The sequence below is a fragment of the Chryseobacterium sp. WG14 genome (assembly GCF_024586945.1).
Classification (GTDB): domain Bacteria; phylum Bacteroidota; class Bacteroidia; order Flavobacteriales; family Weeksellaceae; genus Chryseobacterium.
Genome location: NZ_JALCZD010000008.1, coordinates 67755 through 79810 on the forward strand (window position 1 = coordinate 67755; position 12056 = coordinate 79810).

A 12056-nucleotide genomic window follows, 5' to 3' on the forward strand; every position below is an offset into this window, starting at 1 on the left:
AAAATTAGTCGTTATAGACCGAAGTTTTGTAAGCAATAATGGTGTTTTTCATTAACATTGCTCTTGTCATAGGGCCTACTCCTCCAGGTACCGGAGTGATCCAGCTTGCCTTAGCAGCACAGCTGTCAAAATCTACATCACCTGCCAGATAATATCCTTTTGGAGAATCATCATCTACTCTTGTAATTCCTACATCAACAATAACAGCACCATCTTTGATCATTTCTCCTTTTAAGAAATGTGGATCCCCCAAAGCGGTGATCACAATGTCTGCTTTTTTAGTATACTCTTCAATATCTTTCGTGTAAGAGTGGGTAAGGGTAACCGTAGAGTTTCCAGGGAAATCTTTTCTTCCCATTAGAATACTCATTGGTCTTCCCACAATTTTACTTCTTCCGATAATTACACAGTCTTTTCCTTTAGTTTCAATATTGTATCTCTCCAGTAATGTTAAGATTCCGAAAGGGGTAGCCGGTAAGAAAGTATCCATTTCCAAAGCCATCTTTCCAAAGTTTTCAGGATGGAATCCGTCTACATCTTTTCTTGGGTCAATTGCATTGATAATTTTTTCCTGATCAACCTGGTCTGGTAAAGGTAGCTGAACGATAAATCCGTCTACTGCCTTAGATTTATTCAGTTCATCGATTTTTTCCAGCAATTCAGATTCAGAAACTGTACTTGGAAATTTAATTAAGCTGGATTGAAATCCTACTTCTTCGCAGTCTTTTACTTTAGCATTCACATAAGCCTTGCTTGCCCCGTTGTTTCCAACAAGAATTGCTACCAAGTGTGGTGCTCTTCTTTTGCTTTCAAGGATCTTGTCTACTTCAACCTTGATCTCTGCTTTTATTTCTTTGGATACTTTAAGTCCGTCAAGAATTTCTGCCATTTTTACTTTTTTTACTTTATTTAGATTTTATTGAATACAACGATATCCTGAAATTCATCAGCTCCCTCTTTTTCTACATCATTTCTCCAGAACCTTCCTTTTATGGACTATTTATTTTCTTTATAATAATTAATTAATCCGTTGGTAGAGCTGTCATGCGAGCTTATTGGCTCATTGCTCTCCAGTTCCGGAAGAATCTTATTGGCTAACACTTTACCTAATTCCACTCCAAATTGATCAAAGCTGAAAATATTCCAGATCACTCCCTGAACAAAAATCTTATGCTCATACATCGCAATAAGCTGTCCTAGTGAAAAAGGAGTTAATTCTTTAAATATCATAGAGTTAGTAGGTGTATTTCCATGGAAGACCTTAAAGTTCAACAGTCGGTCTATCTCCTCATCGGATTTCCCGGCATTGACAAGCTCTTGTTCTACTTCTTCTTCAGTTTTACCAAAAGCAAGGGCTTCTGTTTGTGCAAAGAAGTTGGCCAGCAATTTTTCCTGGTGATCAGAAACCTCATTGGCACTTTTTGCATATGCAATAAAGTCTGCAGGAATCAATTCAGTACCCTGGTGGATCAGCTGGTAAAAAGCGTGTTGCCCGTTTGTTCCCGGCTCTCCCCAGATAATTGGGCCTGTTTCATATTCTACAAATTCTCCGTTTCTGTCTACGCATTTTCCGCTGCTTTCCATATCTCCTTGTTGAAGATAAGCTGCAAACCTGTCTAAATACTGAGAGTATGGCAGAATAGCATAGCTGGTTGCGGCATAGAAATTACGGTACCAGATTCCTAAAAGCCCCATTAAAACCGGAACGTTTTCAGAGAAGTCTGCAGTTTGGAAGTGTTGGTCAGTATCAAAAGCTCCTTTTAAAAGCTGTTCGAAATTTTCGTATCCTACAGCAAGTACAATACTTAATCCGATGGCACTCCAAAGGGAATATCTTCCGCCTACCCAATCCCAGAATTCAAAAATATTTTCTTCTGCAATTCCGAATTTTTTTACTTCCTCAATGTTGGTAGATAAGGCTACAAAGTGTTTTGCTACATCTTCCTGTTTTCCAGCTTTCAGGAACCAGTCTTTTGCTGAATTGGCATTCGTCATCGTTTCCTGAGTCGTAAAGGTCTTGGATGCAATGATGAACAAAGTGGTTTCAGGATTTAATTTTTTAACGACCTCTGCTATATGATTGCCATCTACATTGGAAACAAAATGTACATCCAGTCTGGTTTTAAAGTGCTTTAAAGCAGAACATACCATGACAGGTCCTAAGTCTGAACCGCCAATTCCGATATTCACCACATCTGTAATCTCTTTTCCACTGAAACCCTTGTGTTCTCCGGATATGATTTTTTCGGAGAAAGCTTTCATATGGTTAAGAACTCTTTTGATCTGTGGTTTGATATTTTCACCGTCTACAAGAATTTCGCGTTCAGAAAAATCTCTCAACGCTGTATGCAATACCGCTCTTCCTTCTGTTTCATTGATTTTATCACCAGAGAACATTTTTGAAACCGCTTCTTTCAACTGGCATTCTTCGGCCAGCTGTAACAGAAGTTCTTTTGTTCTTGAATCAATTAAGTTTTTAGAATAATCAAAAAGATAATTATCCTTTTGTAAAGAGAATTCTGAAAAACGATTCGGGTTATACTGGAAAAGGCTTCTCAGGTCAAAATCGTTTCCTGCGAAATGTTCATCAAGAGCTTTCCAGCTGTTAGTTTGTATAGGATTTATTTTTGATAGCATATTTTTCGGGAATTAGAGTTCAGAGAATAAGATTTATAAAAATTCATAAGACTTTATTTCTGATCTGCAAATTTAAGGAAAAATAAAACCTCAAATAAATTTGAAGATGAGAAATAACATTTTTTTAAAGAACAAAGCCTCAGATAGGATCCGGGGCTTTGTCTTTTTAGGCCTAAAAAAGGTTGGGTTATTTTATTCATCCATTTCATTCAGGATATTTTCCAGTTGTTTCGCATTGCGCCCATAGATATATTTTGTCCATAAAACAATACTTACAACCATGGAAATGGTTCCCAGTAATACGGCTATTATTAAGGCTTGCTGATATGAATTGCTAAGTTCAGACAGTGCTTTTCCCTTTTTTTCCAAAAGGTTGTAGATTTCCAAACCAAGGGTAATAAGAAAATGTGGCAATAATAAGAATCCGAAAGACTGGTATCTTTCCATATTCAACCGCAGTTCATGGTATATTTTCCAGAGGCTGTTTTTAGTATTACCTGTATATAATTCAGTTTGTTTATAAAACTTATAAAATCCATAGAGGTAATAAGAAGATATAACAACCATCATTGTATAAGATATATAATAGATGATGTATTGCGAAGATGGGAATTCCAGTTGAAGAGGAAAAAAACCAATGAGGATAATGGCAATCACCTGCAATGGGAATTCCTTTTTCATGTTTTTCTGGATCTTTGAAACAGGATGTTTGCTTTCTTTTAGCTTTTCTATAGTATCTGGAATTTCGACATTATCGCCTTCACTATTCCATTGTTCTTTTAATTGATCAAAATTCATAACCTGATTTTTTTATGATTTGCTGTATTTTTTCTTTTGTTCTGTTGAGTTTTACACGCGCATTACCTTCACTGAGCCCCAGATTGCTTCCGATTTCCTTATGAGACATCCCTTCCATGAAATAAAATATGACGGCTTTTTCCAACGGGTTGAGTTCCTGCACGGCACTGTAAAAAATTTCCAGCTGCTTATCCTTTGCCGGGTTGTAGTCCTCCTGTGCTACTTCAAAATGATGAGATGGGTCTGTATAGGTAGTGGCTCTCTGTTTTTCTTTTTTTAAGTAGGTAATGGAGGTATTGATGGCGACGCGGTACATCCATGTTGAGAATTCACTGTTTCCTTTAAAGTTTTGATAAGATTTCCATAGCTGGATAAGAATCTCCTGCTGCAGATCTTCCCGGTCCTCCATAGAATCAGCATAGATGCGGGATGCTTTATATAAAATACCCTTGTGCTGGTTGACAAGCTTTAAAAAAGCTGTTTCAGTTGGATTGCTCACAATAGTTTCATGGTTTGGTTGTCGTTATAAGCTGGATACAGGTTTTACGGTATATCCTTTTGACTGCAGGAGAGGGATGATGCCATTTTCACCCATAAGATGAGATCCACCCACAGCAAATAAAGAACTTTGGTTTTTCATTATTTCAGGCATTGCTTTTACCCAGTTTTGATTTCTGTTGGTAAGCATTGCTTTTTCCTGCTGGGTATTCATAAATCTTTCATCCTTAAAAAGACTATAAAGTAATTGTACATCTTCATTTTTAAAAGCTTCTATCATCTTTTTAAAAAGAATTTCATATTCCTTGCCCATTTTTAGTTGGGTGATTGTACTTCTCAGATTATAAGCTTCATTAATGCTTTTCATCTGATCTTCTACCTTTTCAAGACCTCTGATCGTTTTTTTATCTTTTATTGCCTTCTGAAGAAGTTCTATTTCATAGAGCTTTATTTCAGTCTGGGGACATGGTATTGCTTTAGTAGAAAGTAGTGCATAAAGTGCTTGTGCACTTGATGAGTCTATGCTTTTTAGATCTGTCCCATAATCAGCCAGAATTGCATTCAGTTCTTTAGCTTCATGCGGAGAAAGCTGATCTGATATTTTTTTATCTGTCTGATACATTTTTTGTAGTGATTTTATTTCAGCAGGATCTGTATAATTGATCTCCATGACAAAATTGTCAGACTTCTGAAGAGCTTTCAATACCTTGGGTTTTATTTCAAAATCCTTGCTGCATAAGATATGAAAAGTTCCGGCTATATAAGATGGCTTTGAAAGACCATTTCCTGAAATTTCCCAAAGCAGACTGTTATTGCCGGCATCTTTATTTTGTGCTGTTGCAGCAATAGGACTCATTGATAATAAAGCTGCAAATCCAAGTTTTACTAAATTTTTCATATTATTAATTTTTTTCTTATTCTTTAAACAGTAGGTAAATGGGATATTAGAATCGTTACAGTTTTTTTTTGAAAAAAAATAAAAACCTCCCTAAAAAAGGAGGTTGTAAAATCTAAAATTATGTTGATAACCAATTGGTTAGTTGTTTTTTTATTATGAGATTTTTGATTGCTCATGCTTTGCTGTTTTTCTTTTTCTGAAAAAATAAATGACTGCACCTGCAATTAATAAGAGTGGCCAAACGTTGATAAGAGCTATTATAATATTCTGAATCAGATAAAATCCATACACAAAACCATCTTTCACCTGATATATAAAATTGATTTTATATTTATTGTCAATGCTATTGGTATTGGTAACAGCTATTTCTGCGATGCGTAATTTGGGTTCTTTGATGTAAATATCAACAGTACTGTACTTCAGATTATCGGCTGTATCCATACTGGTAAGTTTTTGGATATTTCCTTCTGTCATATTTTCGTCGTCAAGCTTTACTTTATCCTTATTTGTTTTCAGCTGGCTGATGTTTTCGGATGTTTTTTGGTTTCTTTTACTTTCCATTTCCGCATATTTAATGCTGGCTGTAATATCTTCTGCGTTAACAGATCTGGAATTAAGGAATAACTTGCTGTTATTAATCAATGTCAGAAGTTCTCCTAATTTTTCGGTAGGAACACGTACCTGCATCCTGTTTTCTGTCTGATATTTTTTAATCAGCATAGCTTCTTCATCAGATGTATTATAAGTATTTTCCGAAATGACATTACTTTGAAGATTGCTCTTAGTTACAAATCCACCAAGATCCTGAACTGATTTTTCGATAGAGATCGTTGTACTATAAACATCTTTTACCTCCATATTAATATCCGCAGTTTTGATAAACTGCTTATCTTTTACTTTCATCGTAGCGACTGTTGAGATGCTGTCCGATACAATGGTTGCTGCGGAATCTGTAGTGCCATAGGCTTCAAGATCTGTAGAAGCTACCTCTCCTTTTTTACATGAATAGGATCCTAGTAAAAGAGCTGCAGATAGTGATAATGTAATGTAAGTAGTTTTCATAGTGTGGGTTTTAATGTTTTGCTTAGGTCAAATTTGGGGCAGGATCTTTTGTAATGCTTGAAAAACTGAAGTAAAAAGCTTGTAAAGAAAATATTCCGATATAATATATTGATTTTAAGTATTTTGTAAAAACTATTCAATATCTGTTATTTTTTTTCGGAGTAATTTTTGCTTATCTTTTACAAACCAACCTCACAAAAAACCATTATGTCAAATACTTTTTCCAAAATAAGAAACGCGATAGGGCTATTCACTTCCATAGATTTTGATCAATTGAGTACAATCTCCAAAAAAGTGGATTTACCAAAACTGATGCAAAATTTTTCAAAGCTGGATGATAAACAGCTTGCCGGGCTTATGAAAATGCTGGATTCGGATAAGAAAATGAAAGAGCTGCCACCTATTGATGGTGATTTTTATGATATCTACCATACCTTAACTCCTGAACAGCGGGAGATACAGCTTAAAGTAAGGGCTTTTATGGAAAAAGAAGTGAAACCTCTGGTGAACCATTATTGGCTGAGGGATGAATTTCCTTTCGAACTGATTCCTAAATTTCAGAAACTTGATATCTGTGGCGTTACCTACGAAGGGTATGGCTGCCCGGGAATGCCTTTTTTGATGGAAGGTGTTATTGCTATGGAAATGGCTAGAGTAGATGCGTCAATTGCTACTTTTTTTGGAGTACAGTCCGGGTTGGCAATGGGATCTATTTACATCTGCGGTTCGGAAGAGCAAAAACAGAAATGGCTCCCCCAAATGCAGAAATTTGAAAAGATAGGAGCTTTTGGGCTTACAGAACCCGAAGTAGGATCCGGAGCTGCAGGAGGTCTTACCGTAACCTGCAGGAAAACAGCTGATGGCTGGATTCTTAACGGACAGAAAAAATGGATTGGAAATGCAACATTTGCAGATATTATCATTATCTGGGCAAGAGATTTGGATAGCGGAGAAGTAAAAGGGTTCATCGTGGAAAAAGATAATCCCGGATTCACTGTAGAAAAGATTAAAGGAAAAATGGCCTTAAGAATTGTTCAGAATGGCCTTATTACTTTAAAAGACTGTTTGGTAACTGAAGAAAACAGGCTTCAGAATGCCAACTCATTTAAAGATACCGGAAAAGTACTTCGGATGACCAGGGCAGGAGTGGCCTGGATGGCTACAGGCTGCGCAAGAGGTGCCTATGAGAGTGCTTTGGATTATACCCGAAAAAGAGAGCAGTTTGGAAAGCCTATTGCTTCATTTCAGATGATTCAGGGACATCTGGTGGAAATGTTATCCAACCTTACTGCGATGCAGACTATGGTTTTCAGGTTATCTGAAATGCAGGATGAAGGGATTTTAAAAGATGAACATGCATCCTTAGCTAAAGTTTTCTGTACCCTTAGAACAAGAGATATTGTGTCCAGAGCAAGAGAAGTAATGGGTGGAAACGGAATCTTACTGGAATATGATGTAGCACGATTTGTTGCAGATGCAGAAGCTATTTATTCTTATGAAGGAACAAAAGAAATAAACTCGCTCATCGTAGGACGTTCGATTACAGGATTCAGTGCATTTGTATAGGATATAGGTGGCAGATGATAGAGCAGGTTGCAGCTGACAGCTTGTAAAAAAACATGGATTTCATGATGTGGTGTTTTTAATCACCGTAAATTTTGAAGCACATGTGCTATAGTGATCTCCTATTATCTGTCACCTGCAACCTAATTATTAACTGATTAAATTCCTGTATTTCTCTTTATTGTCAAGAATTACCCATAAGTTGATTAAAAGTAAGACAACAGACATTCCTATCCCCATTTGGGATGGGTCTCTGTATACATTCTGAAGAAATATTCCTATCATAACAGGCAATATGATAATAGCGCCCAATGCTCTGGTTTTTGGAAAAATAAATAATATACCTCCAACAATTTCTACAACCCCCACCAAAGGCATCAGCCAACCGATTTCAGTGAAGGCAGCATATATTTTCATTTGCTCATCCGTCATTTTAGGCATGGGAGCATACTGGAAAAACTTGTTTAAACCAGCATTGATAAATGTAAGTGCAAACAAAAGACAGAAAATGAATTTTACGATTTTCATAATTGATAATTTTATATCAAATGTAAAACAAATATGACACTTGTTTATTTATTTTTCATAAAAAATACAATTTCTATGTTTAATTTTCATTATTGATATGTGTTGATGTAAGCCATATCCGCGTTTTAATACTGCGCATTGTTCATGGCCTGGCACGAATATTAATCCATTTCCTCGAGGGTAATATTCTTTGAAATTTTATAGCTCTTCTTCTTTTTATTAGGTTTCTGTTCTTCTCCAAGCAACTTTCCCCAAGGTTTTAAATCATCTACTTTTTCACAGATGATTTTAATGATGGCAATGGCAGGAATACACAAAAACATCCCCGCTATTCCCCAAAGGTGTTCTCCTAAAAGAATTCCAATAAAAGAAAATAGCGCATTGATTTTTACTTTTGAACCCACTACGAATGGCAAAACGATGTTTCCATCCACAGCATGTACACCAATATAGCCGATAATAACATAAATACAGGTAGATGGAGTAGAGGTAGCAAAAGCAATAAAACAGGATATGACAAGAGAAATGAAGATTCCAAGATAGGGAATAACATTAAGCAGACCTGTCAGGACAGCCAACAGGATGGCATATTTCACCCCTAAAATAGTAAGAATAATGGACGTAAGCGTCGATACGATAATAACCTGAAGGAAGAGCCCGAAAATATATTTTTTGGTCATTACACGAATTTCTGTGACGGCTTCCTGCACGCTGCTCTTATGTCTCTCATTGAAAACAGTAACTATAAAATTATTTAAAAGTCTTCGGTAATTTAAAATGAAGATAAAGAATAGCGTGAAAAATAGAATAAACCCAAATCCTGTTGAAAATATTCCAAATGTAAAACCTAAAATGGCTCCGGAAGAAGATAAAAGCTTGTTCAGTCCCTGATTGATATAGTCTACCTGCTCATCTACTTTCACATTAAATGTTTTAGAAACCCAATGCTGTAGATTATTGAACAACGTTGTAAACTGTTCTCTGAGGTGGGGAAGATCTTTGCTGAAATCAGACAGTTGGGTGCTGAAAAAATAGATGATACCGCTTAAAATGAATAACATAATAAAAACAGAGGTCATGGTAGAGACTGACCTTGGAAATCTTAGCTTTCTTTCCATGAAAGTAGCCAACGGTAAAAAAAGCATCGCCATCAGGAATGCAAAGAAAAAAGGGGCTAGAATACTCTGTCCTAGTGCCAGCAGATAGCCAATACCAATAATGGAAACTACTACAAGAGTGAGCTTGATAAGGAAAGGGAGTCTAAGAAAATTCATAAGTTAAAATATGCGTATGGATTAAAAATAAGAAAACCCACCGAATTGAGAAATTATTTAATCATCAACTTGAGTTTTATTTTTAGCGGAGCAAATTTTATTCCATCAAAATGAAGGTTGGATTTATTTTTTACTGATTTTAAAATAAAGCAGAAACACGCCCCGGATATCCCGGAACGTGTTTCTTTATTGAGAGTTGATATGTTACTAATTATTTTTCAATAGCGATGTCTATGACCTCTTCCATTCTGCTGACATAATGAACTTTCAGGTTTTTTAAATAGTCCTTTTTGATCTCTTCCACATCTTTTCTGTTGGCATCACAAAGAATGACATCTTTAATTCCAGCTCTGGTAGCAGCAAGAAGCTTCTCTTTAATTCCTCCCACAGGAAGAACCTTTCCTCTTAGTGTAATTTCTCCTGTCATCGCAAGGTGAGGTTTTACCTTTTTGTTTTTGAAAGAAGAAACCATGGAAGTTAACATCGCAATACCTGCTGATGGCCCGTCTTTAGGAGTTGCTCCTTCCGGAACGTGGACGTGGATATTTTTCTTATCCAGATCTTCCTGCGGAATTCCCAGTTCATCATGTCTGGCTTTAATATATTCTAAAGCAATGGTTGCAGACTCTTTCATTACCGTTCCCAGATTTCCGGTCATGGTTAATGTTCCCTTTCCGTTGCTTAAGATGCTTTCAATGTAAAGAATATCTCCACCTACGCTTGTCCACGCTAAACCTGTTACAACGCCGGGTACTCCTGTGATTTCAGATAGACTTTTAGGTCTTGGAACACCAAGAATTTCGTCTACTTTTTCCAATGAGATTTTAGAGTCATACTCTTTTACCAGAGCAGTCTGTAATGCCACCCATCTTGCTATGGAAGCAATTCTTTTCTCCAGACTTCTTACACCACTTTCTGATGTGTGAGCCTCTATGATATGTTTAAGCTCAGGATTTCCAAGTTTAAATGATTGGGCATTCAATCCATTTTCTTCCTGCTGTTTCTTAATTAAATGTCTTTTTGCAATTTCAATCTTCTCTTCCAGTGTATAGCCTGCAATCTGTATAATTTCTGTTCTGTCCAAAAGAGGGCTCTGTATGGTTGATAATGAATTGGCTGTTGCAATGAACATTACTTTAGATAGATCATAGCCCATCTCAAGGAAATTGTCATAGAAAGATTTATTTTGTTCAGGATCAAGAACTTCCAGTAATGCTGAACTAGGGTCACCATGGATGCCCTGTGCAATTTTATCCATCTCATCCAGAACGATCACAGGGTTAGAGGTGCCAGCTTTTTTAATAGACTGGATGATTCTTCCTGCCATTGCTCCGATATAGGTTTTTCTGTGTCCCCGGATTTCACTTTCATCATGAAGGCCACCCAGAGATAATCTTACATATTTTCTTCCTAAGGCATCAGCAATAGACTTTCCTAAAGAGGTTTTACCTACTCCCGGAGGCCCTACCAATAGGAGAATTGGAGATTTCATGTTGTTTTTCAATTTTAAAACAGCCATATGCTCCAGGATTCTTTTCTTGATATCTTCCAGTCCAAAATGAGCCTTATCCAACACTTTTTCCGCTTTTGCAATATCAAAAACATCTTTGGTATAAGTTTCCCAGGGCAGATCCGTGAAGAAATCCAGATAGTTCCTCTGAACATTATAGTCCGGAGAATTAGGGTTCTGACGTTGAAGCCTGCCGATCTCTTTCTGGAAATGGTCTTCCACTTCCTGGCTCCATTTTTTGGTTCTAGCTTTGGCAATGAGATCTTCAACATCGCTTTCAGGGCCACCGCCCAGCTCTTCCTGAATTGTTCTGATCTGTTGGTTCAGGAAATACTCTCTCTGTTGTTTATCAAGATCTTTGGATGTTTTCTGATGGATCTGGCTTCTTAATTCCAGCTTTCTGAAGTCCTCATGCATCAGCTCGTAGCATTTATTAGCTCTTTGCATCATGCTTTTTTCCTCCAGCAGTTTTTGTTTTTCCACAGAAGGAAAACTGGAGTTGGTGCAGATGAAATTCAAAAGATCATCATTGTTATTAATGTTTTTGATTGCAAAATTAGCTGCATTAGGAATGTTAGGATCCAATTCGATGATTTTTAAAGCAAGCTCCTTGATGTTTTCAAGCAGCGCTTCATATTCTTCAGGATTTTTAGGCTTAGAATCCTTTAATTTTGAAATTTCAGCTTTAAAATAAGGCTGAAGACCCACAATTTTTTTAATCTTAAACCTGTGAAAACCTTTAGTAATAGCAGTGATATTACCTTCAGGTAATTTTATAATCTTAATGATCTTGGCCAGTGTTCCGGTAAGATAGATATCTTTTTCAGTAGGCTGCTCCAGATCCGAATTTTTCTGGCTTACGATTCCAATAAAATCTCCGTTCTTCTGAGCTTCCTCAAGAAGTTGTATTGAGGTTTTTCTCCCTGCAGTAATAGGAATTACCACATTGGGGAACATTACCATATTTCTTACAGGAAGTATAGGGAATATTTTTTGTTCGGAATTTTTATCAGTTTCCGAAAAGTCGGAAAGATTGATTTCCTCAGTTACGATATCAAATCCGTCGCTGATCATTTCTTCTAAACTAATATCTTCAAATTCTGTCATACTCAATCAAATGACAAATTGTCATTTTCGTTTTTAATCGTTAAAGTGATTTTTTATAATAAGCCCTGAAAACGGGTGATATATTATAATACCTTATCTTGCACAATACTTATGCCATTTGTTTTTTACGAAAAAATATGGTCAAAATTTCCTTTTTTAAATAAACTTGATGATTAAAAAT

10 protein-coding genes are annotated in these 12056 nt (G+C 36.3%); 1 reads left to right on the forward strand and 9 read right to left on the reverse strand.

The annotated features are described in order from the left end of the window. Positions 1-4: 4 nt before the first annotated feature. The 6 genes from MP478_RS14355 to MP478_RS14380 all read right to left on the reverse strand — a co-directional run bounded on the left by MP478_RS14355 (position 5) and on the right by MP478_RS14380 (position 5893). The gene (locus MP478_RS14355; protein ID WP_209803902.1) at positions 5-889 is read right to left on the reverse strand and encodes a bifunctional 5,10-methylenetetrahydrofolate dehydrogenase/5,10-methenyltetrahydrofolate cyclohydrolase; all 885 of its coding nucleotides are present in this window, start codon (positions 887-889) and stop codon (positions 5-7) included. A gap of 107 nt (positions 890-996) precedes the next feature. Next, positions 997-2637: a glucose-6-phosphate isomerase gene (gene pgi, locus MP478_RS14360; protein WP_257200820.1), complete on the reverse strand. Its 1641-nt coding sequence runs from the start codon at positions 2635-2637 to the stop codon at positions 997-999. Between the two features lie 192 nt (positions 2638-2829). Further along, positions 2830-3435 (reverse strand): hypothetical protein, encoded by a 606-nt coding sequence (locus MP478_RS14365; protein ID WP_257200821.1) that lies wholly within the window; start codon positions 3433-3435, stop codon positions 2830-2832. After that, the gene (locus MP478_RS14370) at positions 3425-3934 is read right to left on the reverse strand and encodes an RNA polymerase sigma factor (RefSeq protein ID WP_257200822.1); all 510 of its coding nucleotides are present in this window, start codon (positions 3932-3934) and stop codon (positions 3425-3427) included. The genes MP478_RS14365 and MP478_RS14370 overlap by 11 nt, the downstream gene beginning before the upstream one ends. A gap of 24 nt (positions 3935-3958) precedes the next feature. Continuing rightward, positions 3959-4831: a TraB/GumN family protein gene (locus MP478_RS14375; protein ID WP_257200823.1), complete on the reverse strand. Its 873-nt coding sequence runs from the start codon at positions 4829-4831 to the stop codon at positions 3959-3961. A gap of 153 nt (positions 4832-4984) precedes the next feature. Further along, positions 4985-5893 (reverse strand): DUF4349 domain-containing protein, encoded by a 909-nt coding sequence (locus MP478_RS14380; protein WP_257200824.1) that lies wholly within the window; start codon positions 5891-5893, stop codon positions 4985-4987. A gap of 207 nt (positions 5894-6100) precedes the next feature. Here MP478_RS14380 and MP478_RS14385 point away from each other — a divergent pair, with 207 nt between their 5' ends. Next, complete coding sequence (locus tag MP478_RS14385) at positions 6101-7459, forward strand: acyl-CoA dehydrogenase family protein (RefSeq protein WP_257200825.1); 1359 nt, start codon at positions 6101-6103, stop codon at positions 7457-7459. Positions 7460-7606: 147 nt separating this feature from the next. Here MP478_RS14385 and MP478_RS14390 read toward each other — a convergent pair whose 3' ends face one another. From MP478_RS14390 to lon, 3 genes are all read right to left on the reverse strand, one after another. Then, entirely contained in the window at positions 7607-7984 is a 378-nt protein-coding gene (locus MP478_RS14390; protein ID WP_230032662.1) for a DoxX family membrane protein, read from the reverse strand. 161 nt (positions 7985-8145) lie between these two features. Continuing rightward, the gene (locus MP478_RS14395) at positions 8146-9258 is read right to left on the reverse strand and encodes an AI-2E family transporter (protein ID WP_257200826.1); all 1113 of its coding nucleotides are present in this window, start codon (positions 9256-9258) and stop codon (positions 8146-8148) included. A 211-nt stretch (positions 9259-9469) separates the two neighbouring features. Beyond that, positions 9470-11875 (reverse strand): endopeptidase La, encoded by a 2406-nt coding sequence (lon, locus tag MP478_RS14400; protein WP_257189663.1) that lies wholly within the window; start codon positions 11873-11875, stop codon positions 9470-9472. Positions 11876-12056 lie beyond the last annotated feature (181 nt).

Excerpts from the sequence above, each read along its gene's own strand:
- MP478_RS14355 (WP_209803902.1), bottom strand. The coding sequence starts at position 889 with ATGGCAGAAATTCTTGACGGACTTAAAGTATCCAAAGAAATAAAAGCA.
- pgi (WP_257200820.1), bottom strand. The coding sequence starts at position 2,637 with ATGCTATCAAAAATAAATCCTATACAAACTAACAGCTGGAAAGCTCTT.
- MP478_RS14365 (WP_257200821.1), bottom strand. The coding sequence starts at position 3,435 with ATGAATTTTGATCAATTAAAAGAACAATGGAATAGTGAAGGCGATAAT.
- MP478_RS14375 (WP_257200823.1), bottom strand. The coding sequence starts at position 4,831 with ATGAAAAATTTAGTAAAACTTGGATTTGCAGCTTTATTATCAATGAGT.
- MP478_RS14380 (WP_257200824.1), bottom strand. The coding sequence starts at position 5,893 with ATGAAAACTACTTACATTACATTATCACTATCTGCAGCTCTTTTACTA.
- MP478_RS14385 (WP_257200825.1), top strand. The coding sequence starts at position 6,101 with ATGTCAAATACTTTTTCCAAAATAAGAAACGCGATAGGGCTATTCACT.
- MP478_RS14390 (WP_230032662.1), bottom strand. The coding sequence starts at position 7,984 with ATGAAAATCGTAAAATTCATTTTCTGTCTTTTGTTTGCACTTACATTT.
- MP478_RS14395 (WP_257200826.1), bottom strand. The coding sequence starts at position 9,258 with ATGAATTTTCTTAGACTCCCTTTCCTTATCAAGCTCACTCTTGTAGTA.
- lon (WP_257189663.1), bottom strand. The coding sequence starts at position 11,875 with ATGACAGAATTTGAAGATATTAGTTTAGAAGAAATGATCAGCGACGGA.